Below are 23,675 nucleotides of genomic sequence, written 5' to 3'. Positions count from 1 at the left end.
GAGAATTGATTAACAGATTCATAATTATCTCTAGCTTGCTGAAGTTTTCCAGCGTCATATAGTCCTGTATATAACTTACCATCCATTATAATAGCGGCATCGGTACGATAACCTAAATCGCGGTGATGATTTGAATTAGGATCGCTTGTGACATATGCGACTTTAAAATTCGCCCATGTGTCTTGCTTAACTGTATTACCTTTAGCTGTTTCATCAGTTGCCCACTGTTCAATCGTTTGAGAGCTACTGAAACTTCCAAAAATAATATTAGGTTGATTGAATTGTTGAGTCAAATATTGATGGCAAATAGCTCCAGGTTCAAAGGTGGTTTGTAATTCAGAGATAGCATTCTTAATTGTATTTAAATTAGTATCTGAATTATCTATCATCATATTAAATAAGTCAGTGGTCACTTTTGCAGAGCTTAGTTTCTCATTTGAGAGATCAATATTCTTAAAGGTAATGGTGTTGGTTAAACTCTGAGTGCTATTGTCATAGGCGAGTATGATTTTTGAATCAGTATTTTGAAGAATATATTGTGGGAAAGTCCCATCTTTAGAGGTGTATAAGTTATCTTTTGTTAGTATATTATCTCTTTGAAAATTCCATGAGAAATCGTATTGACTGTTTTGGGTGTAAAGAGAATGAATATTTTCTGATAAAATATTGTTTATTTGAGTCTTGGTATTTTCTGCTACTGAGTGAATTGTGCTTGAAGGGCCAAGACTAATGCTGATTATCTTAAATTGACTAGCAGGAAAATCTATAATGTTTTTTTGTGTGGTTTTTGGTGGCGTTGTTGGTTGAGTAGGATTTGAAGGGACTGTTGGGGCATTTGTATCAGGTAAAGCGTCTGTCTGAGAGTCGCTTCCACCACCGCAGGCTGTTATTGCAAAGCTAGTTAGTGAAATTAAGCCTATATATCTAAATGAGTTTTTTTCATTGTATCTATACCCTATAGTAAAAAATAAAAAAATTTATAAGTCTGCGATCTTAGCAGTTTGTTTTATTCATTGGTATTTTTTTAGCCTAAAGTACCCCAATATTTATTTGAGGTACTATTTACACTATGATTATCGCAATGTATTTTTCTGCGGACCCCAATCATAAATTTTCTTTTGATAGGCATACCACATCATCCAGAAACCGACCAAAATCATTGGTAAGCTCAGGAATTGTCCCTTACTCATCCATGCAATAAAGAGCTGACCATGATCGGGTTCGCGGAAAAATTCGACAACAAAGCGCGCCAAACCATAACCAATCAGGAATAGGGCAGACACTGCCATGCGTGGACGTGGCTTTGAACTAAACCACCACAGTACAATAAACAGGATTAGACCTTCACATAAGGCTTGATACAATTGCGATGGATGACGTACCAATTGTAAAGGATCGGTCGGGAAAATCATCCCCAAAGCAAAATTCGGATCGGTCACAGGGCGACCATATAATTCACCACCAATAAAGTTACCAATACGACCAAACATTAGACCTGTAGGTACACATGGGGCAATAAAATCCAAAGTTTGAAACCACGTCATTTTGTATTTTTTACACCAGAACAGCATGGCTAAAATCACGCCCAGAAAGCCACCATGGAAACTCATGCCGCCTGTCCAGACTTGGAATAACCACAGTGGATTTTCCAAAAATTGTTCAAAGCCGTAGAAAAACACATAACCGACACGTCCACCAATCACCACGCCCAAAGCGCCGTAAAAGATCAGGTCGGAAACCATGTCTGGTGTCCAGCCACGTTGTTTGGCACGGTAAGTTGCCAAACCCCATGCAAATAAAAATGCCAGTAAATACATCAAGCCATACCAATGGACTTGTAAAGGCCCGAGCGAAATAGCAACGGGGTCAATATTTGGATAGGTGAGCATTCCTGTTCCTTGTGATTCTGTTTTGCACAGATTTTAGCTGAATGTGATGAAAAATGTTGTACATTCAATGTGTAAAGATCAAGAGTTTAAATTATGTGTATTGTGGCATTGGCTTGGCAGGTCTTGACAGACACACCACTGTGTTTGATTTCAAATCGAGATGAGTTCTATCGGCGTCCGACAGCAGCACTGGCAGCATGGTCTGATAGTCCAATTGTTGCAGGGCAAGATTTAGAATCGGGCGGTACGTGGATGGGCATTACCCCATCGGGACGCTGGGCTGTGATTACCAATTATCGTGATGCGAATGATGTTCGTGAATATCCAACTTCACGTGGGCATATTATTCAGGCTTTTTTAGAATCTGAGCAAACGCCTATCCGTTTTGCGCAAGCCATAGAAAAACAGCAATGTGAATATGCAGGTTTTAATTTATTTGTGGGTGATACCACTCAAGCGGTGTACATGAGTAACCGTGGAGAAGCGCCGCAGGTTTTAGCTAAAGGCGTTTATGTGGTGTCGAATGGATTGATGAGTGACCCTTGGGAGAAAACTGCACGCTTACGCAAACGCTTTACGCAGGAGTTTTTACCGATGCTGCAATTGCCTGATCTTGCAACGGCAGAGCTAAATGCTGCGGCGTGGGATATTTTGCAAGATGAACGCAAAGTTGCATCTGAATTGTTACCGCAAACAGGGATTTCATTGGAGATGGAAGCGTTGTTGTCATCGACTTTTATTCAAAGTCCACTTTACGGTACACGTTGTTCCAATTTTTTACGTATGCAGGCGCAGCAATTTACATGGCTGGAAAAAACACAATATGGTGAGCAAAAGGGAGATATTGTGCAGCAACAGTTGAACATTGAGGCATAAAAAATGCCGACGTGATGTCGGCATTTTTAATTTATGGATGTTATCCAGCAATTGCTTTGCCGTCTTTACGGGTGATGACAACCGTTGCTGAACGAGGACGTGCAGTTTTATTGTTCATGTCAGTTTGTGTTGCAGGCCAATGGCTGCTTGGCGCATCAAAACTCTTTGAATCTTCACCTGGGTGCTGAACGTTAATAAAGATTGCTTTGTAGTCAGGTGTCATGGTTACACCTGTAATCTCACATTCTTTTGGCCCAACAAGGAAGCGACGTAAGTTTTTATCGGTGACTTGAGCACCAGCAATTGTACTTTGATCACCAACAGTTTTTACAACACCGCCATCACCAACTTGACCAGGTAGTGCTGCTAACATCATACAGTTTGTAACATCTGTATATGCGCCATCATCTGTTTGAATCCAAAGAACACCACGTGGGTCAAACCACATACCATCTGGACTTGAGAAGTCGTTTGCATCGCTTAAATTAGAAAGGTTAATTGTCGGATCCATACTTGCTTCAGCACCAAATAGATAGATATCCCATTCAAATGATGTTGCTGCAGTATTCTCTTCTTTAAAGCGGATAATATGACCATTGACGTTACCTTTACCACCTTCAGGATCGGTGTAGTTACGTGGGTTTGCAGGATCTGTTGCATAGCTTGAACCACGGTTCGAGTTATTGGTTAAAGTCACGTACACTTCACCATTTTCAGGGTTTACAGCAACCCATTCTGGACGATCCATTTTTGTAGCTCCTACAGCATCTGCTGCAAGACGAGCAAAAGTAAGGACATCCGCTTGTGAGCTAAATGGGTAAATAGCGTTTGTTTCGGTTAAGCCATTTTTACCATAAGCCAGTTCAATCCACTCTCCTGTGCCTGATGCATTAAATTTAGCGACATAGAATTTCCCTGAATTCATATATTTGTCGCCAGCTCGATAACCACCATTCACATCTTTAGGATCCCATGTTGCATCTGATACAAATTTGTAGATGTACTCACCGCGCGAGTCATCGCCCATATAGAATGCAAATTTTTGCCCTTCAATTGCGCGGCTGGCGCGACAGTCTTCGTGAGCAAAACGACCTAATGCAGTACGTTTTACTGGGTTTGAGCGGCTATCGAATGGATCAATTTCTACAATCCAGCCAAATGTATTTGGCGCATTACGATAGTCTTGAGTTGCAGACTCTTTGGTTACGTTAGCAGCCCAACGATCATACATGTCTTGAGATTCAAAACCAGCTTCTGCTGTTTCCCAACCATAGCGTGAAGATTTATTCAAATACACGATGCGATCTTGCTCATCGCGTTCTGGAATTTTTTTACCATCAGCATCTAAAATATAAATGATGTTGTTTTTCGCATCACGTTTAACACTACCGTCTGCATTTTTTTCAGTTTGATAAGAGATCTCTAAGCCTAAGCCATAGCGTTTAAGTGCTATTTTTTCAGCTTCACTACGGGCTGAGTATTGGTCTGTACCTGAGCGTTGGAAATAACCAATAAAATTTTCTTCAGCAGTTAAATAAGTGCCCCATGGTGTATAACCATTACCACAGTTATTTTGTGTGCCTCGAGTTTGACGACCAGCGGGAGAGAATGCTGTGTGCAGTAATGGAGAACCAGCTACAGGCCCTGCAAAATCCATGACAGTCGAAGCTGTAATACGACGGTTAAATGGTGATGACTTCACAATCTCTACAGCTTGAGTTTCAGCATTTTTCTTAATATGAACGACTGAAACACCGTGTGCATTTACTTCACGAACCACTTCATCTTCTGGGCGACGTCCATCCTTTTTAGTTGCGCCTTTTGGATGTAAGAAGGTTTGGTTGATATATTCGTGGTTCAAAACCAATAAGCCATGATCTGATGCATTTTCATCATAACGACCAGTTTTAGTACTTAAGCCAAAATAGCTCATGCCATCGTGACAGTCACCAGAGCGGAATTGGAAACTTGGGCCAGATGGAACATCTGCATCTGCATTCCAATTGCTATAAGAAGGATTGATTGAGTCACCTAAAGCATATAATACAGTTGCTTGGTAACCTTCAGGAACAGTAACAATATCATTTAAATTTTTATCTACAGCTTTAAATGTTAATGTTTCAGGCTTGGTGTTGGGTTCTTCTTTACTTGTTGGTGGTGTTACATTTGTATCTTCATCATCATCGCTACATGCAGATAAAGAAGAAGCTAAAGCTAAAGCTGCTGCACCGCTTGCAGTTTTTTTAATTAAACTGCGACGGCTCATGCGTTGTTCTAGAATGTCACGAAAGTGCGTATTGTCTGAAGTGTTATTATCTAACTCTTGATCTTCATTGTAAGGCATAAAATCAGTCATTTTTTTTCCTAGCAAATTGCTTAGTCGTTTGAAAGTTATATGTAAATTAGTGGCTAAACATGACATGCGGGTTAAGCTTATGTGTCAAACTGATTAAATCCGCTAGGGCGCAAAACAGCAACCATAAAAAAGAAGCAATGATTGCTTCTTTTTTAAATTCAATATCTTATTTAGTCGTGACTGACTCGGCGCTTCTCAATTAATTTGCCAAAGAATAAACCAATTTCAAATAACATCCACATCGGAATGGCAAGCATGATCATCGATAAAGCGTCTGGCGGTGTGACAAACATGGCCACAAAAAAACAGCCGACAATAATAAAACGGCGTTTTTCAATCAGCGTTTGGGTAGATACCACACCAATCATAATGAGCAAAAGGGTGACAATTGGAATTTCAAAGGTGAAGCCAAAAACCAAAAATAGCTTTAAACAAAATGTGAGGTAGCTATTAATATCCGTCATGGGTGCAACTGTTTCAGGCGACACACTAATAAAAAAGTGCAAGATTGAAGGCAGTGCAACAAAATAGGCAAAACTGATGCCGATATAAAACAGACAAATGCTGCCAACCAACAAAGGTAAGGCCAAACTTTTTTCTTTCTCATATAGTGCAGGTTTTACGAATGCCCAAAGCTGATACAAAATAAATGGCATCGCTATCAGCAACGCCACAAAAAAGTTCAGTTTAAATGGCGCCATAAAGGTTGCCGTGACATCGGTCGCAATCATGGTCGATGTATGTGGCAATTGCGCACGTAAGGGCTCTGACAAGATCTGATAGGTTTTATTGGCGAATGGCAATAAACAAAAGAATAAGGCAATAATTAACCCGACAATTTTAAAAAGATGCTTACGCAGTACCATCAGGTGCTTGGTAATTGGCATTTCTTCTAATGCAGGTTGCTCAGACTTCACTGCCAAATGAGGAAGCTGAGTAGAATTGGGCTGACTCATACCGCGACCTTCATTTCAGTATATGTTGTTGTATTTTGAATGGGTGAGATAGATGCTGATCCAGTCCGCACTGGCGCTTTAGGGATGCGCACCATGCACTGTTTTTCTGTATTTTCAACAGGTTGATAAAACTGTTCTTGTAAGTTGTTTAAAGATGCCTGTTTTGAGTCTGTCGATGTTTTTGCATCATCAAAGATTTTTTCATTTTTCATTTCAGACATCTGAGCCTGCATTTTTGCCTCAAGCTCTTGAATACGTGCCATTTCTTGCTGCATTTGTTCACGTAATTCAGATAAACGCAATTCACGGTCGATGTCGTTTTGAACATTGCTGACCATACGTTTTATTTTGCCATACCATTTTCCGACAAAACGCGCAGCTTCTGGAAGTTTCTCAGGACCCAGCACCAATAATGCAATGATGCCGAAAATCAGCAGTTCCGTCATTCCAATATTGAGCATAATCTCAAACCCTCAGCCTTAGTGTTTTACTGTCGAATTGACATCACTGCTGTTGGCCTGATGTTCGATGGTACGCGGTTTTTTGAGTTGAGCGGTTTCAGCTTCATCGTCTTTAATTGATTTTTTAAAATCTTTGACTGCACCACCGACATCTTTACCCAAATTTTTCAGTTTAGATGTACCAAATAATAAAATGACCACAATTGCAAAAATCAGCACGTGCCAAATAGATAATCCTGCCATGATTTAGACCTCTCATTAGTTGAGCCTATCTCAACAGGTCTGTATGACAATGCGGTGACGAATGTGTTGCGATTTAAAGACAGGGGATTAAAGAATATAAATTTGGAAAAAAGAAACAGCCTGTACATGACCGCAGACTGTTGTATTTGAATAATTAAGATTTGACTTAACAGGTGTTCAGGCAATTAAGCTTGTAGGCTATCTTTAAACAGTTGCATGGCCTGACCACGATGGCTGATTTTATTTTTTTCTGCTTTCGACATTTCAGCACTCGATACACCTAATTCAGGTAACCAAAACAGTGGGTCATAGCCAAAACCATTTTCACCACGGGTTTCTGCTAAAATTTCCCCTTTCCAAATCCCCTGAAATATTTTAGGGAGTGGGTCATCGGCATGTTCAACCAAGGCTAAAACACAGACAAACATGCCTTCAATGGCTTCACCATCTTGACGTAGTGGTTTGAGTTTATTGAGCAGTTTTTCATTGTTGGCAGCATCATTGCCGTGTTCGCCTGCAAAACGTGCAGAATAAATGCCTGGTGCACCACCTAAAATTGGCACACATAAACCTGAATCATCGGCAATGGCTGGCTTGCCTGAAATTTTTGCGGCATGGCGAGCTTTTAAAATGGCATTTTCGACAAAGCTCAAACCATCTTCCACCGCATCTTCAATATTCAATTGACCTTGCGGAATCACTTGCACAGGCAAGTCTAATTGCGCAAACAGGGTTTCAAATTCTGCAATTTTGCCTTTGTTGTTGCTTGCTAAAACCAAAGTGCCTTGAGCGCGCCAATCAGTTGCAGTCATAATTTAGATCTAAATTGAAAACAATAGGGCATATTTTAACTGATTTTTCAGATTTAAAAGGTTAATCTTGCATAGATTTATTTTTAAAAAGTAGAAGGGGGTAAGTGTGAGCAAGATTTCAGAACTATATCGTGATTCAAGTCAGCATCGCGCATTACTTCAGCAAAGTGAGCGTTGTGGTTGCTTTTATTGTCTTGAAATTTTTAACTATAGTGAAATTGAAGAGTGGTGTGATGACGAGCAAACGGCTATTTGCCCGCATTGTGGTATAGACGCCGTATTGGGTTCTGCATCGGTAGAAGCATTAACCCCTGAACTGCTAAAGGCCATGCATCAGGCTTATTTTGAATAAAATATAAAAGCACCCGAAGGTGCTTTTAATGAAATTAAACGCGGTTCGATTTATTGCGCTTGAATCCACTTGTCAGCACGGTCACGTGCTTGACGAATTTGTTCTTGAGTCAAGTTCGCTGCCAATGCAGTTTTCTTACCTTCAGACAGAGAAATCACTTTGTTATCGAGCATGCCATCACGGGTAGATAATTCATACCACTGATATGCACCCATATAGTTTTTCTTTTGTTCTTCCATCATGGCAAGGTTAAAGCTTGCGCGGTTGTCGCCGCGGCTGGCTGCTTTTTCAAAATATTGACGTGCCAAGACTTCGTCTTTTTTCGTGCCAATGCCATCTGCCAACATACGGCCTACATTCAATTGCGCTGCAGATAAACCTTGATCTGCCGCAGCTTTGTACCAAGCAAACGCTTGACGGCTGTCTTGCTGTACGTCTTTACCTTGTTGATATTTAGTCGCTAAGTAAAATTGTGCGCCTGCTTGACCTGCTTTGGCTGCTTTCGTTAAGCCGTTAATATCCATCACAGAATATTGTGCTGCTTGGCTTGCTACAGACGATGGTGGAACATAATCTGCATGGGCTTGAATGCTCAACAGTCCAACCAATAGCGTGGTGCTTAATAATAGTTTTTTCATAGAGCGCTCACTCGATAAATTGCGACTTCACCAAACAAATTAGGCAGATGCTTACTGAGTAAACTATCTTGTTGATTCCCATTCACGGCAAGTCGGTTAATGATGCGAATATTATTTTCGGCACAAAGTGCCTCAAAATCACGAAACGTACATAAATGAATATTTGGGGTGTTGTACCACATATAAGGTAATGCGTCTGAAACAGGCATTTTTCCTTTTAAGGCGAGAAAAGAGCGAGTCTTCCAATGCGCAAAGTTTGGAAAGGTAATAATTGCCTGTTTAGCCACACGCACCATATCTCTTAATAATACGTCAGGTGCATCTACTGCTTGCAAGGCTTGTGCCATGACCACATAGTCAAAAGACTGGTCGGCAAAGCGGCTAAGCCCCAAATTCAAGTCTTGTTGGATGATATTTAACCCGCGACTGATCGCAATTGCAATCTTTTCTTGATCAATTTCTAATCCGTATGCACGAATATTATGCTGTTTGCTCATGTGAGCCAACAGTTCGCCATCGCCACAACCTAAATCGAGTACTTTAGAATTCGGTTTAATCCACTTTTCGGCAAGTTGCTGATCAAGACGCATTACACGGCCTCCTGTGGGGTTGCTTGAAGATGTTCTGTTCCACCCAAGAATGCACGCATGGCTTTCACGTATAGTGGAATTGGGAACAAGAACGAATCGTGTCCTTGTTCGGCATCAATATCTAAATAGCTGACAGGCTTATGATTGCTAATTAAGGCATCCACAATTTCCTGCGAACGCTCAGGGCTAAAACGCCAGTCGGTGGTAAAAGACACCACTAAAAACTTGCATTTTGTGTTCGCCATGGCTTTTTGTAAGGATTGTTCGTATTCACGTGCAGGATCAAAATAATCCAGTGCCTTAGTCATAATTAAATAGGTATTGGCATCAAAATTACGGCTAAATTGTTCGCCCTGATAGCGTAAATAGCTTTCGACCTGAAACTCGACATCAAAGCCATACATAAACTTGCCAGATTTTAAGTCACGACCAAATTTCTGTTTCATGGCTTCTTCAGACAAATAAGTGATGTGTCCAACCATGCGCGCCAAAATCAATCCACGTTTTGGATAGCTGTCATGTTCCAAATAACGCCCATGATGAAAATCTGGGTCAGATAAAATCGACTGACGCGCGACTTCGTTAAAAGCAATATTTTGTGCGGAGAGTTTTGGTGCACTGGCAATAATGACGCATTTTTTCAGACGATCAGGATAATCAACCGACCATTGCAAAGCCTGCATGCCACCTAAAGAGCCGCCAATAATTGAATACCAAACCTCAATGCCTAAACGGTCAGACAGCATGGCTTGGGTTTTGACCCAATCTCGCACAGTGACCAATGGAAAATCTGGGCCATAAGGGCGATTGTCATTTTCAGGGTTTGGCGATGTTGGACCAGTCGAGCCGTTGCATCCGCCAATATTGTTTAAGGCCACCACAAAAAAGTGGTTGGTATCAATGGCTTTTCCCGGGCCAATACAGGCATCCCACCAGCCTGCTTTTTTATCGTCGGCATGATGATAACCTGCAGCATGATGATGCCCTGACAACGCATGACAGATCAGAATAGCATTGGATTTGTCGGCATTGAGCGTGCCGTAGGTTTCGACCATCAGTTCGAAGCGGGGTAGAACACGGCCACATTCGAGCTCTAGGGGTTCTTCAAATTGGAACTTTTCTGGAACAACAATGCCTACTGAGTCAGCTGGAAAAGACACGGGAATAATTCGCCTTAAATCCTGAGGATGAATAAATAAAAGGATACCACTTGGGGTATCCTTTTCAAAATGCTTTTACATGTTAGCGCAAGATTATACTGCTGCTGCAACCACTTGATCTGTGCTTAACACACCTTGTTCAATCAAGCGGTTGGTGCAGGCAATAATTGCATCAATAGATGAGGTCACGATGTTGTCATGTACCCCTGCACCAAAGGCAGATTTACCTGTGCCTTTCACTTGCAATTCAATTAAAGCCAACGCTTTTGCATGTGCGCCCGAGCTAATGCTGCGCTCTTCATAGTTCAAGACATCAATTGGCAATTGCAATGCATTCAAAATTGCTGAAATTGGACCATTGCCTTCGCCGCGTAAGCGTTGCATTTCGCCGTTTACCACAACATCTAGTTCAATGACTTGATTGCCATTTTCATCAGACAATTTGTAGTTTTGCGTTGCATATTGCGCATCTTTTACCGCAACGTAAGTTTCTTTAAACAAGTTCCAGATTTCGCTTGCGCTAATTTCTGTACCTTGTTCATCGGTACGTTGTTGCACAATTTGCGAGAATTCGATTTGTAAACGACGCGGCAAAGTCACGTTGTAGTTCGATTCTAACAAGTAAGCAATACCGCCTTTACCCGATTGTGAGTTGACACGAATCACTGCGTCATAGTCACGACCTAAATCTTTCGGGTCAATTGGTAAGTAAGGCATATCCCAAATTTCTTCGTTTTTCTGGAACTCAAAACCTTTCTTAATTGCGTCTTGGTGTGAACCAGAGAATGCAGTAAAGACTAAGTCACCTGCGTACGGATGACGAGGGTGTACTGGCAAGCCTGTGCATTCTTCAACTGTTGCAATAATTTCGTTGATGTTTGAGAAATCCAACTCAGGTGCAACACCTTGGGTGTACATGTTCAAGGCAATTGCCGCAACGTCTACGTTACCTGTGCGCTCACCGTTACCAAATACACAACCTTCTACACGGTCTGCACCCGCCATGATGGCCAATTCAGAAGCGGCAATACCACAACCACGGTCATTGTGACAGTGTACTGAAATGATCACACCATCACGACGCTCAATATTGCGGTGCATCCATTCAACTTGGTCTGCATACACGTTTGGTGTAGACACTTCCACTGTTGCAGGCAAGTTTAAAATGACTTTATTGGTTGGCGATGCTTCCCAAATTTCAGTTACCGCATCACAAACATCTTTAGCCACTTCTAACTCAGTTGCAGTGAAACATTCTGGGCTGTACTGGAATACCCACTCAGTTTCAGGCTGTTTTGCTGCATATTCTTTTACTTTGGTTGCAGCGTTGATGGCCAATTGTTTGGCACCCGCAACATCTACATTCAAGACTTTTTGGCGGAAGGTAGGCGAGTTGGCATTATAAATATGCACAATTGCACGTTTTGCACCTTGTAAAGATTCAAAAGTACGTGCGATTAAATGGTCACGTGCTTGTACCAATACTTCAATATATACGTCATCTGGAATATGACCTTCTTCAATCAATTTACGCGTGAAATCGAAGTCAACTTGAGATGCCGATGGGAAACCAATTTCGATGTGTTTAAAACCAATTTTCACAAGCATTTGGAACATTTTGAATTTTTGTTCGATGTTCATTGGCTCAAAGATCGCTTGGTTGCCGTCACGTAGGTCGGTACTCATCCAGATTGGCGCTTTGGTAATTTCGTTATTTGGCCATTGGCGGTCTGGTAAGTCGACACGCTGGTACATACGACGGTATTTTTTACTTGGATCTGCCAACATCATGTGAAAACTCCTTGAATAGTAGCGGTTGCATCGGTCGTGGATAACGGCAACTTACTATAAATATAGATTGTGTCTATTCTATCAATTTACAAGCTATTTTCAGGAGACTATCGCTAAAAGTCGAATCATGGCACTTGTAAACCAATATCTGTATGTTAATGGATCTGCAAGGGTAATAATTCCCTGTTTTTTACAAATATAGCCATACCTGTGAAAATTTTTTCTGTTATTTGTTTTATTTCTGATAAATATAACTGTTGTTAATCTGTTCAATGCTGCTTGTTCCCATAAGTGCCATGCTCACTTCAAATTCTTCTTTTAAGAGCTTGATGCTATGCGCTGCCCCTAATGCACCAGCAACTGCCAAGCCATAAATATATGGCCGTCCAATTAATACTGCATTTGCCCCTAGGGCTAATGCTTTAAAAATATCTGTGCCACGGCGGATACCACTGTCCAATAGAATAGGGAAATCGTGCGGTAAAATTTTTCGGATAGTACTTAAAACTTGAATTGGACTGACTGCGGTATCTAAAACTCGACCACCGTGATTAGACACAATAATCCCTTGTACGCCGTATTGATACGCCTGTTGTGCATCGGCAGGGTGTAAAATACCTTTGAGTAAAATAGGGAGCGGGCTGCGTTGTACCAGCCAAGCAATATCTTCCCATGTGGCGGCTTGCTGCATTAAGCCATCAAATAGAGCATGCTGATTGTCTTTGAGGGTTGCTGTACTCACAGGATGATGATGCACTGCCTGAATATGTGCGGGTAACTGAAAGTAAGCACGACGTTCACGATCTCGAATACCCATGTGCGGTGCATCTACAGTCAGAACAATGGCTTGATAGGCATAATGTTGCGCTTGAAAAATCAAATCCAAAGCGGCTTCACGGCTGCCTTGCCAATATAGCTGAAACCATTTTGGAGCAGAAGAAACCTGATCAAGCGTTGCCATTGAGGTGGTGCTTAAATGACTGAGAATCATGGGCGCTTTCAGGGCGGAAGCGGCTTGCGCTGTGGCAATTTCCCCCTGCGGATGAAATAGCTGTTGATAAGCCACGGGGGCTAAAAAAATCGGGTGGGGATAGTGTTCGCCTAAAAGTTGAATCTGCGTATTGGCATCTTTAAAAGAATTTAAGTGACGTGGTAATAATTGAATATTGGCAAAAGCAGTTCGGTTATTATTTAGACTGTATTCATCGCCCGCAGCGCCTTCTAAATTGGCCCATGTGGCTGCATCCAAGTGTAGTTTCGCCTGTTTTTGATAGTCGGCAATCGTTTGTAAATGTGGGGGAATATGGTTTAAGGCTGCCAATGGTGCGGTATTCATAATTGACTCCATTGACGAATCAGATTGTGATAGTGCGCAGTCAGGGACAATACTTCTGCGGTATCACCAAGTTGTTGACGTAATTGCAGAATGGTCATGTCTAAATTGAACAACATACTGCGCTGCCAGTCATCTTTCACCATACTTTGACACCAAGTAAATGCCGCAATTCTTTGGCCTACTGTTACTGGTTCAACCCGATGTAAACTGGTCGCAGGATACACAATCGCATCGCCCGCACTGAGTTTAACTTCATGACTTCCATAGTTGTCTTCAATAATCAGTTCACCTCCCTGATATTCTTCAGGTTCACTTAAAAATAAAGTCATAGAAACATCAGTACGAATCGGACGTTGCGCCTGCGCACAATATTGCACCGCACTATCGACATGATTGCCATAAGTTCCTGTGTTTTGATAACAATTGAACATCGGCTGAAGCATATGCAGCGGCAAGGCAAATGACTGCAATAAAGCCTGTTGTTTGAGAGCGCTGAGTATTTCTTGCGCCAGTGCTGCATAACTCGGATGTTTGGGATCAAACTGCAAATTTTGTTTAATTTTTTGTGCTTGCGCGCCTGCGCTGAATTGGCCATTTTGCCAAGCCGATGCACTGTCTAACTCAGCCCGAATTTGCTGGACTTGCACTTTACTGAGTACGTTAGGAATGTGAAGCATCATATTGATTCTTCCTGTGAAAGTTATAATTCAAAAAATTGAATACTCGACATTATGGTTCAGCAGTAAAAGTTCGAGCGATCTGTGCTATGAAAGCGACTCATCGCCCGAACCAATCTATATAGTCTCTTTTGAGCTACGCTATAGATTTATTGCAATTACTTAGAACTTGTAATTCAAGCTAAGCGTTGCCGAGCGTGGCTGTCCAAGAACCACACGACCACCACCATTGTTAAGGGTGCTGATATATTCTTTATCGGCAAGGTTGTAGAGGTTCAGATTTAGTGAAGCGTGTTTGTTAAAGTTGTAGCCTACCAAAGCATCAAAGACGACATAGCCTGGGATATTCGGCATGTTGGCAGGTGCGGTGCTGTCAGTGACTACACGTTTTTGTTCATCAACATAACGAGCGCCTAAACCAAATTTAAAGCCTGCCCAGTCGTAGGTTGACCATAAGCTTGCAGTCCATTCAGGTGACCAGCGTTCAGATAATGTTGTGCTACTCGATGAACGTTGATTCAGTTGTTTAACTTTCATGTGGGCAACGCCTGCAGAAATATTCCAGGCATCGGTAATTTGCCCCACAGCACTTAGCTCAACACCATCGACACGTTTTTTACCTTCCTGCACGGCAAGCTGGGAAATCGGATCAATGGTCGATTGATTTTCATTTTCTGTACGATACGCTGCAGCAGCCACAGCAAGTTTGCCTTGCAATAACTCCCATTTGCTACCTAACTCATAATGATGGGTTTCTTGAGGCTGCGCATTAATCGCATCATTGCCTGATTCAGACAGCGTGAAGTTGGCACTGCCTGGCGGAGTCAGCGATTTTGCGTAAGATGCATAAACACTGCTATTTAAAGTAGGTTTATACACACTGCCAAGTTTCCAGCTTAACAATGTGTCGTGCGTACTGAGGTCTTTGGCGACCAAGGCATTACCACCTCGCGGCAAAGTTAAGCCCTGATAATCGGTTTCATAATAATCGACCCGAACACCGCCGTTCAGCTGGAAACGCTCTCCAAATTTTAAAGTATCGAATAAATAAGCTGCGGCTGTCTGGGTTTCACCATTGCTAAAGCCACCGTTGTAAATCAGCTGTGGCATAGCTTGATGATGGTCAGGTCGATAAAGATTGGCCCAAGGCGTATTGACGGTCGCTTCACCTGGCATTTGAGTAGCCAATAACTTGCTAGATTGTTGTTCTTTTAAAAACTCCATACCTGCAACAACATCATGTTCAACAGCGCCAGTTTGTAGATCGAAATTTAAAGTGGTTTGGTTAGCTAGAATCTTATTTTCCTGATCAACACCTTGACGGGAGCGATTCACTTCCCATTGTGCTGGGTCAGATGAACCATTGGTTCTTAAACCACTAGAACCCGTATTGATCCCTGTCAGCACCCGATTCATCTGCGTTTTGCCTACACGGGTGATGTTGGTCAGTTTGAGTCGATCTGTTAAATCACTTTCAATTTTTGCCGTAAACATATCTGCATCGACATCTTCATAGTCATTGACATGACCATAAAAATTTTCCCGATTGACTTTAGGTGCAGTCGCTAGCAGCGAGTCTGAGTTATAAAAGCCCTTCATGCCGATTGTTGGAATACCACCATCTGGAATATTGCGCTGTCTGATGTGTTGAGAATACAAATATAAACGAGTGGCCGTGTTTAATCCGAAAGCAAGAGAAGGAGCGATGGCATAACTGTTATTTTCGATATAGTCACGTCCTTCCACACCACCTTCTTGCCCCATCACGTTCAGGCGAAACGCCGTATTGGGGTTGATGACTTGGTTAATGTCTGCAGAGAGTCGGGCATGTTCTGCGGTGTTATAGCTGGCAGAAATTTCCTGACTGTTTTCACTTTGCGGTAATTTACTCACCAAATTGATATAACCCGAAGCCGCACCACGACCTGCTTCTGAACCTGATGGGCCTTTGACCACTTCAATTTGATCAAGGTTAAAGACATCACGGCTGATAGCACCTAAATCGCGAATACCATCGACATAAGTTGAGGTTTGGGTAGAAAAACCTCGCATTTGAAAGGCATCGCCTGCGCTGGTATTACCATTTTCACCAAGTTGCAGGGTAATGCCTGGGGTGTTACGCAAGGCTTCAACCAACGAGGTTGCACCTTGCTCCTGCAAGATTTCTTTTTTAATTACAGATATGGTTTGTGGAGTATCCAACAACGGCTGTGTGTATTTTGCAGAGCTTAAACTGTCTGCCTTGTATTTACTTTCGGCTTCCGATTTAACCGTAATGGTGGGTAAGTGGGTGACGTCATCTTCAGGGCTTGCGGCATGTGCAAGTAGTGGAAGAGAGGCGGCTAAAGCCATCAGTTGCGCAGAGCGATTGTGTTTGCGGCTTTTGATCTGTGCCATTTATGGTATTTCCCTAAATGTAAACCAACAGGAGGCCACGCTTTATTCAGCGTTTTTAGTTCAAAATGAATAAAGTGTGAAGTTGTTGTTATGACGTCTATAACAATTGTTGCTAATTGTATTGAGAATCATTATCAACAACAATGTGTGGAATGGTGCTTTTATTTAATTCTTATTTGAAAATAATAATCATTATCAATATTTTTATTTAATAAAACGATGTAAACGTGAAAGGCTTGGGAGTAAAGACAGAAAACCCTGCCGAAGCAGGGTTTGAGATGAAGTTTAAGACTTAGAAGTCATAAGAAACAGAGAGCCAATAGTTACGGCCTGCTAAATATGTACCTTCAGAACTGCGTCCGATAGATAGATATTTATATGCCTGTTGTGTATCACCATTGATATCGATGTAATCCATATTTTGGGTAAAGTCTTTATCTAGTAAGTTGTTTACCGCAGCATTAATACGAATGTGATCGTTAAATTGATAGCTTGTGCCTAAGTTAAAGAGGTTATACCCAGAGAACTCATTATTTGTTTGTACTTCAATGCTTTGTGAGCCGGCATCTGTTGGTTTGGCAGTAAAGCGAGGGCGACCAGATTGGTACTCATGTTGTAACCAAATATCAAATGCATCATTAATATGCCAAGTTGAAGTCAAGTTAAGTAAATGTTTAGCAGTTGATTCTAAAGCATACCCTTTATCATCACCTTTGGTGATTTCTGATTCTGTAAAGGTGTAGGAGGCTTTGATATCCCATTCTGGGATAATTTGGTACTGCAATGAAGTTTCTAATCCGTAAATTTCTGCTTCATCAGCATTAAAGCTTTTACTAAAAGAGGTAACTTTGTTGCTGAAGTTAGAACAGTCATTGGTTTGACAGCTAAAGGTTTTAGAAATAATTTTATCTTCAACTTGGTTGAAGAATGCTGTTGCCGTTAAATTTAAAGCATCAGTCGGTTGATAATTAAAACCAAGTTCATAGTTGACTGAAGTTTCTGGATCTAGATCAGGATTTCCGAGACTTGGTGTTGCACCTTGTCCACTATAACCATTGATACCGTTATACAAATCTTTGGCTGATGGAGTTTTATAGCCTGTGCTGACGCCTCCTTTAATCGTTAAGTCATCGGTTGTATTCCATACCAAATATGCGCGCGGGCTAAACTGTCCACCAAAACCACTGTGATCTTCGTAGCGTCCACCAAAGGTAAAATAAAGGTTATCTCTTAATTGCCATTCATCTTCAGCATACAGTGACCAAGTATCTTGAGTAAATTCTTTACCAATGCCTGCGATATCATCTGCAATAGTAGTGTCTTTATATTCGGTGCCAATAGTAAGTTTGTGGTTCGCAATTGGAGTGACTAAATGTGAGTCAAAGACTAAATCAGTATTTTCTAATTTGCGGGGTTGTCCTGCAAGTGCTGGAAATGCATCCGTTGGAATGGTGCGTCCTTTAGTCTCAGTTGTATTCTGACTGATATAAGTTTTCCACAAACCGAAGTCATATTGTCCATCATGACCTGCAGCAATTTGAATACGATTAAACTCAAGTTCATCTTCATATCCTGCAATACCGCCACGAGAAATGAAGTTACCCAAACGTTGATCTGAATTGTCATATTTTTGAGTTGATGAAAAACCATCGATCCAAAAAGAGTTTTGATCATCAAGTTTAAAGTCTAATTTTGCACCGATATCATAATTATCAGCTTTGCTTGGGCGTGGGTCACGACCTGTTGAACCCTGAATACGTTCTGAACGTTGACGGTCTAAATAGCTGCCACGTAGTTGCAAACCTAAACGGTCATTGATCAGTGGTCCATTGACGACAAAACTGGTTTTCCATGAGTCTGCTTCGGCATTACTTTCCATGACATTACCGCTGACAGTGACATTCCCATTCCACTCATCAGACACTTTTTTGGTAATGATATTGATCACACCACCCATCGCTTCTGAGCCATAGCGAGTAGCCATAGGGCCACGAATCACTTCAATTCTTTCGATTGCAGCCAGTGGGGGTAAAAATCCGTTTGATGTTTCTCCAAAACCATTTGGGGTAACATCTGACGAGGTAGTTTGACGACGACCATCAATTAAAATTAAGCTGTAATCATTTCCAAGACCACGCATTTTTATATTTAGACCAGAGGTTTTACCGACACCAGAACGTATATCGATACCAGGAACATCTGCTAATAAATCAGCAATGCTGGTGGCATTTTTCTTTTCAATATCTTCTTTGGTCACCACACTAATAGATGCGGGTGCATTTTTTAGCTCTTGTTCAAAACCTGCCGCTGAAACCACAATTGTGGAAAGTTGGTGGGTTGAAGTCGCATCGGTAGAGGTATTTGCGAAAACAGCAGTAGAGGTTGCCCCAAGTAATGCAAGACACAGCGGGTGTAGGTTGAACTTAGCCATAAAATTATATCTCTAATATGAATCAATGATCCTAATTCAGACCTATATGGTAATTAGAATCATTCATGAAGGAGTTGGCTAATAATAATGATAAGGATTCTTATTTACAACAAGAAATATACACAAAGTTGAAAATTTACAGAAAATAGCGTGCCGATTAAAAAAATTCAGTCGAGATCAGAACGTATTTTGTATATCCTTTAATGTTGTCATATAATGTGGCACTTTTTTATAAACTGTTATTACTAACTATATCGAGGAAGCCATGCAAGTAACTTCTGAAGCGGTTTCGGGCGTTGCCCGTCGTTTAAATGTATCTGTACCGACGAGCCGTATTAACGAGCAGTTTGAAGCTCGCTTGAAACGCACTGCCAAAACTGTGAAGATCAACGGCTTCCGACCAGGTAAAGTGCCTGTAAACGTTGTTCGTCGTGAATACGGTGCGGGTATTTATCAAGAAGTGGTGAACGACATTATTCGTGACACCGTTTTTGAAGCAATCCAACAAGAAAAAATCAACGCTGTTGGTATGCCAAACATCGAAAAAACTGAAATGAAAGACGACGCTTTAGTTTACGAAGCGACAGTTGAGGTTTATCCAGAAGTTGAAGTGAAATTTGAAGGTTTAGAAGTTGAACGTAAGTCTTCAGAAGTGAACGACAAAGACGTTGAGCAAATGCTTGAAAATCTTCAAAAGCAACGTGCTTCTTGGGCAGAAACCAAAGGCATGGCGAAAAAAGACATGCAAGTGACTTTTGACTTTGAAGGCACTGTAGATGGCGAGAAGTTTGAAGGCGGTGCTGCTGAAGACTTTAAACTAGTACTTGGTTCTGGTCGCATGATTCCTGGTTTTGAAGATGGCATCGTGGGCATGAAAAAAGGCGAAGAGAAAGTTATTGATGTAACTTTCCCTGAAGACTACCAAGCAGCAAACCTTGCAGGTAAAGCAGCTCAATTTAAAATCACTGTGAAACTTGTTGAAAAGCAAAAACTTCCAGAAATTGATGCTGAATTCCTACAAATCTTCGGTATTTCTGAAGAAGATGGTGTAGACAAATTAAAAGCTGACGTTCGTAAAAACATGGAACGTGAAGTGAAAAATGGTTTACGTAACCAAGTGAAAGGCGCAACTTTTGATGCTCTAGTTGCTGCAAACGAAGTTGAGCTTCCAGCAGCGATGGTTGCTCAAGAAGTTGACCGTCAACGTCAGCAAATGATTCAGCAATTCACTCAGCAGTTTGGTGCGCAAGGTGCAAAAGCATTTGACTCAAGCATGCTTCCAGATGAATTGTTCAAAGAACAAGCTGAAAAATCTGTAAAACTAGGCGTATTGGTTAGCAAAGTATTGGCAGATGCTAAACTTGAAGTTGACCAAGCACGTGTAGATGCTTACATCGAAGATATGGCTTCTTCTTATGAAGATCCAAACGAAGTAATTGAATACTTCAAAAATGACAAACAACAGCGTTCACAAATCGAAGCAGTTGTTTTAGAAGATCAGGTTGTAGATCACATCTTGGCTTCTGCAAAAGTGACTGATACATCTGTAAGCTATGAAGACTTATTGAAAGAGCAACAAGCTCGTCAACAAGGCTAATTGGCTTTAGGTAAAAAAGGCGCTTTGTGCGCCTTTTTTATTGCATCGCAGTTTTTGGTTTTTCACAGATCGACAACATTTAACTCAAAATATCTACGATTTAAGCTGTGAATATTTTGCAATTTAGACAATTATCCCTCATATTGTGAACATGAGTCGTGTCACAAGAATTTAGGAATAAATAACCATATGTATGTTCCAACAATTGAAAATGCTTTAGTACCCATGGTGGTTGAACAATCCTCTCGTGGTGAGCGTTCTTTTGATATTTATTCACGTCTTTTACGTGAACGTGTCATTTTTTTGACGGGTGAAGTCGAAGATAATATGGCCAACTTAATTGTGGCGCAGATGTTATTTTTAGAAGCAGAAAACCCAGATAAAGATATTCACCTATACATTAACTCACCAGGCGGTTCAGTGACTGCAGGTATGGCAATTTACGATACCATGCAATTTATTAAGCCTGATGTTGTGACTTACTGTATGGGACAAGCAGCATCTATGGGTGCTTTCCTGCTCAACGCAGGTGCAAAAGGTAAGCGTTACTGTCTTGAAAATGCGCGTGTCATGATTCACCAACCACTTGGTGGTTTCCGTGGTCAGGCATCTGATATTGAAATTCATGCACGTGAAATTCTATTCATTAAAGAGCGTTTAAACCGTTTAATGGCAGAACATAGTGGTCAGGACTATGAAACTGTCGCAAGAGATACCGACCGTGATAACTTCATGACTGCACAGGCAGCGAAGGAATACGGTCTTGTGGATGAAGTTTTAACAAAACGTCCATAAGTTTTAAAGATTGAGATATTGGAGTGACTATGTCCGAACATCCTCAGGGACAAAAACATTGTTCATTTTGCGGTAAAACGCAGTCTGAAGTCGGGAAGCTGATTGCAGGCGAGGACGCATACATCTGTAATGAATGTGTGGACGTATGCTTAGACTTGGTTCAGACCAGTCAACAAGTTGAGTCGGGTGATTGGGCAACACGTCCATTGCCAAAACCACATGAAATTCGTGCTGCGCTAGACCAGTATGTGATTGGTCAGGACACTGCGAAAAAAACCTTATCGGTTGCAGTGTATAACCATTACAAACGTCTGAAAGTGACCCAGCAAGGGCATAAGACAGACGATACTGTCGAAATTTCAAAAAGTAACATCATGCTGGTTGGGCCAACAGGTTCGGGTAAAACCTTACTTGCACAGACCTTAGCCCGTCTATTGGATGTTCCTTTTGCAATGGCAGACGCGACCACATTAACCGAAGCGGGTTATGTGGGTGAAGATGTCGAAAACATTGTGCAAAAGCTGTTGCAAAAAGCCGATTACGATGTAGAAAAAGCACAAAAAGGCATTATCTATATCGATGAGATCGACAAGATCACACGTAAGTCTGAAAATCCATCTATCACCCGTGATGTATCAGGTGAGGGTGTTCAGCAAGCCTTGCTTAAAATGATTGAAGGCACGGTTGCATCTATTCCACCTCAAGGTGGACGTAAGCATCCGCAGCAAGAATTCATTCAAATTGATACCTCAAATATCCTGTTTATTTGTGGTGGTGCATTCTCTGGTTTAGAGAAAATTGTGCAGCAACGTCAGGAAAAAGGCGGGATTGGTTTTACTGCAGACGTGAAGAAAAAAGATGAAGGCAAGAAATTGTCGGATTTATTCCGTCAGGTAGAAGCAACCGACTTGGTGAAGTTTGGTTTAATTCCAGAATTTATTGGTCGTTTGCCAGTGATTGCAACACTAGATGAACTGGATGAAGATGCATTATTGCAAATTCTGACTGAACCAAAAAATGCCCTAACCCGTCAGTATCAATACTTATTCGAGATGGAAAATGTCGATTTAGTCTTTGAAGAGGCGGCTTTACGTGCAGTGGCGAAAAAAGCCCTTGAACGTAATACAGGCGCACGTGGTTTACGTTCTATTTTAGAAAATGCTTTGCTTGAAACCATGTATGACCTACCAAGCCGTACCGATGTAGGCACGGTGGTGGTGACTGAGGCTGTGATTGATGAAGGTGCGAAGCCTGAATTTCAGGTCGAGCGTCAAGCCAAAGCTGAAGAGCCAGTTGAAGAAAAAGTCGACTTAAAAGTATTAGACAGCAAAACAGCTTAATTCGCTGTTCGTCTGAAACGTGCCGAAACGCTAAGTTTCGGCACGTTTTTTATTGTCAAAAAAAACAAGGCGGTGTTAATCTTAGTTCAAGGCGCGGACGCCTATTATTCAAAACAACAATTGCAAAATGAATTTGCAGCTTGATTTGCAAAAACTTAATTTACAAAAATAAGAAACGCAGTGAGGGATAGACATGCGTGGTGTCGCAATCTTGGTCGTGACCAGTTTAATGTTGCTGGGATGTCATGGCAAAAAAAACGTGGTGCAACAAACGCAACCACCTAGTACCTTAAAAGTTTTAGATTTAGAACAAAAACCTGGTTTTGTAGAACAACACCGTTTGGGCATGATGACCATTGGTGGTTGGGTCAATCAAAAACTAGGGCAAAATTTTAAACCTGTTCAGGCACAACATGCCGATGCTGCCATCGTGTATTTATATCGTCCAGATTCCAAATGGAACAGACAGGAAATTGTCGCGGCTAGTATGTTTATCAACAAACATCGGATTCCAAGTTTATTGCACAATCATTATTACTGGGTTGAACTGGCACCGGGCGCGTATCGTCTGAGTGTGAGTCGTCCTTTGGGTGCATTACATTTCCAAAAACCAAAGTATTTGGATTTTCAGGTACAGGCAGGGCAGTCGTATTTTATTAAATATGATGAAGAAAACTTGAGTACCCGCAAAGAGGTTTCAGGGCCTTTAATTCTTATGCCTTCAAGTACGGCACAACAGGAAATAGCGTTTACTCAATTGAAAACCGAAAGCTATAACTTTGTCGCGGAAGATCAAACCACAGGTAAGTTGCGTAAAAAGCCACAAAAAATCAAGCATGAGAAATATGACCCTGCGGAAGATGTGCACTTAACCCAACCCTTTAAATTGTGGGATCCGAGAACGTGGTAAGGTTTTGCATCTTTATCTCATGCATTGCTTTTATTTATTTCCAGTAAGCATAAAAAAGCACCCAATGT

The 23,675-nt window shown here is 41.4% G+C and carries 19 protein-coding genes and 2 pseudogenes; 6 read left to right on the top strand and 15 right to left on the bottom strand.

Annotated features, from left to right (window positions below; all coding sequences use genetic code 11):
• Positions 1-413, bottom strand: a pseudogene (locus VF675_RS05555) (hypothetical protein); the annotation flags it as partial.
• 660 nt (positions 414-1,073) lie between these two features.
• Entirely contained in the window at positions 1,074-1,889 is an 816-nt protein-coding gene (gene lgt / locus VF675_RS05550; RefSeq protein WP_440204906.1) for a prolipoprotein diacylglyceryl transferase, read from the bottom strand.
• 93 nt (positions 1,890-1,982) lie between these two features.
• Here lgt and VF675_RS05545 point away from each other — a divergent pair, with 93 nt between their 5' ends.
• The gene (locus VF675_RS05545; RefSeq protein ID WP_180112593.1) at positions 1,983-2,765 is read left to right on the top strand and encodes an NRDE family protein; all 783 of its coding nucleotides are present in this window, start codon (positions 1,983-1,985) and stop codon (positions 2,763-2,765) included.
• A 40-nt stretch (positions 2,766-2,805) separates the two neighbouring features.
• Here VF675_RS05545 and VF675_RS05540 read toward each other — a convergent pair whose 3' ends face one another.
• The 5 genes and pseudogenes from VF675_RS05540 to rdgB form a co-directional block, all read right to left on the bottom strand.
• Positions 2,806-5,121: a PhoX family protein gene (locus tag VF675_RS05540; protein ID WP_440204905.1), complete on the bottom strand. Its 2,316-nt coding sequence runs from the start codon at positions 5,119-5,121 to the stop codon at positions 2,806-2,808.
• A gap of 170 nt (positions 5,122-5,291) precedes the next feature.
• Complete coding sequence (gene tatC, locus VF675_RS05535) at positions 5,292-6,077, bottom strand: twin-arginine translocase subunit TatC (RefSeq protein WP_440204904.1); 786 nt, start codon at positions 6,075-6,077, stop codon at positions 5,292-5,294.
• A 211-nt stretch (positions 6,078-6,288) separates the two neighbouring features.
• A pseudogene (tatB, locus tag VF675_RS05530) lies at positions 6,289-6,538 on the bottom strand (Sec-independent protein translocase protein TatB); the annotation flags it as partial.
• Between the two features lie 18 nt (positions 6,539-6,556).
• Complete coding sequence (tatA, locus tag VF675_RS05525; protein ID WP_440204903.1) at positions 6,557-6,781, bottom strand: Sec-independent protein translocase subunit TatA; 225 nt, start codon at positions 6,779-6,781, stop codon at positions 6,557-6,559.
• 185 nt (positions 6,782-6,966) lie between these two features.
• Positions 6,967-7,593, bottom strand: a complete 627-nt coding sequence (gene rdgB, locus VF675_RS05520) for an RdgB/HAM1 family non-canonical purine NTP pyrophosphatase (protein WP_194558016.1) — start codon at positions 7,591-7,593, stop codon at positions 6,967-6,969.
• A gap of 106 nt (positions 7,594-7,699) precedes the next feature.
• Between rdgB and VF675_RS05515 the strand changes: the two genes are divergently transcribed.
• Complete coding sequence (locus tag VF675_RS05515; RefSeq protein WP_325781011.1) at positions 7,700-7,945, top strand: cytoplasmic protein; 246 nt, start codon at positions 7,700-7,702, stop codon at positions 7,943-7,945.
• A gap of 50 nt (positions 7,946-7,995) precedes the next feature.
• Here VF675_RS05515 and VF675_RS05510 read toward each other — a convergent pair whose 3' ends face one another.
• From VF675_RS05510 to VF675_RS05475, 8 genes are all read right to left on the bottom strand, one after another.
• Entirely contained in the window at positions 7,996-8,583 is a 588-nt protein-coding gene (locus VF675_RS05510; protein ID WP_104852563.1) for a tetratricopeptide repeat protein, read from the bottom strand.
• Positions 8,580-9,173 carry a methionine biosynthesis protein MetW gene (gene metW, locus VF675_RS05505; RefSeq protein WP_104852562.1) on the bottom strand — a complete coding sequence of 198 codons (594 nt, stop codon included), beginning with the start codon at positions 9,171-9,173 and terminating at the stop codon, positions 8,580-8,582. The genes VF675_RS05510 and metW overlap by 4 nt, the downstream gene beginning before the upstream one ends.
• Positions 9,173-10,333 (bottom strand): homoserine O-succinyltransferase MetX, encoded by a 1,161-nt coding sequence (gene metX, locus VF675_RS05500; RefSeq protein ID WP_104852561.1) that lies wholly within the window; start codon positions 10,331-10,333, stop codon positions 9,173-9,175. Before metX ends, metW begins: the two co-directional genes overlap by 1 nt.
• A gap of 93 nt (positions 10,334-10,426) precedes the next feature.
• Complete coding sequence (gene leuA / locus VF675_RS05495; protein WP_168541517.1) at positions 10,427-12,124, bottom strand: 2-isopropylmalate synthase; 1,698 nt, start codon at positions 12,122-12,124, stop codon at positions 10,427-10,429.
• Positions 12,125-12,359: 235 nt separating this feature from the next.
• A complete protein-coding gene (locus tag VF675_RS05490) occupies positions 12,360-13,460 on the bottom strand; it encodes an alpha-hydroxy acid oxidase (RefSeq protein WP_440204902.1) in 1,101 nt (366 codons plus the stop codon).
• A complete protein-coding gene (locus tag VF675_RS05485) occupies positions 13,457-14,140 on the bottom strand; it encodes a Fe2+-dependent dioxygenase (protein ID WP_180111551.1) in 684 nt (227 codons plus the stop codon). The genes VF675_RS05490 and VF675_RS05485 overlap by 4 nt, the downstream gene beginning before the upstream one ends.
• A gap of 159 nt (positions 14,141-14,299) precedes the next feature.
• Positions 14,300-16,534 carry a catecholate siderophore receptor Fiu gene (locus tag VF675_RS05480; RefSeq protein WP_440204901.1) on the bottom strand — a complete coding sequence of 745 codons (2,235 nt, stop codon included), beginning with the start codon at positions 16,532-16,534 and terminating at the stop codon, positions 14,300-14,302.
• Positions 16,535-16,826: 292 nt separating this feature from the next.
• Positions 16,827-18,965 (bottom strand): TonB-dependent receptor domain-containing protein, encoded by a 2,139-nt coding sequence (locus tag VF675_RS05475; RefSeq protein ID WP_168417893.1) that lies wholly within the window; start codon positions 18,963-18,965, stop codon positions 16,827-16,829.
• Between the two features lie 265 nt (positions 18,966-19,230).
• On the opposite strand from VF675_RS05475, the gene tig reads away from it, so the two are divergent.
• The 4 genes from tig (at position 19,231) to VF675_RS05455 (ending at position 23,607) form a co-directional block, all read left to right on the top strand.
• Positions 19,231-20,562, top strand: coding sequence for a trigger factor (tig, locus tag VF675_RS05470; RefSeq protein WP_168417894.1), 1,332 nt, complete (start codon positions 19,231-19,233; stop codon positions 20,560-20,562).
• 189 nt (positions 20,563-20,751) lie between these two features.
• Positions 20,752-21,357 (top strand): ATP-dependent Clp endopeptidase proteolytic subunit ClpP, encoded by a 606-nt coding sequence (clpP, locus tag VF675_RS05465; RefSeq protein WP_004974855.1) that lies wholly within the window; start codon positions 20,752-20,754, stop codon positions 21,355-21,357.
• Between the two features lie 29 nt (positions 21,358-21,386).
• Positions 21,387-22,697 carry an ATP-dependent protease ATP-binding subunit ClpX gene (gene clpX, locus VF675_RS05460; RefSeq protein WP_168417895.1) on the top strand — a complete coding sequence of 437 codons (1,311 nt, stop codon included), beginning with the start codon at positions 21,387-21,389 and terminating at the stop codon, positions 22,695-22,697.
• Positions 22,698-22,890: 193 nt separating this feature from the next.
• A complete protein-coding gene (locus VF675_RS05455; RefSeq protein WP_070153234.1) occupies positions 22,891-23,607 on the top strand; it encodes a DUF2846 domain-containing protein in 717 nt (238 codons plus the stop codon).
• Positions 23,608-23,675 lie beyond the last annotated feature (68 nt).

The sequence above is a fragment of the Acinetobacter sp. Lyrl_1 genome (assembly GCF_051948795.1).
Classification (GTDB): Bacteria; Pseudomonadota; Gammaproteobacteria; order Pseudomonadales; family Moraxellaceae; genus Acinetobacter; species Acinetobacter towneri.
The sequence above is the reverse complement of the archived record's forward strand: the minus strand, read 5'-3'. Positions and strand labels throughout refer to the sequence as shown.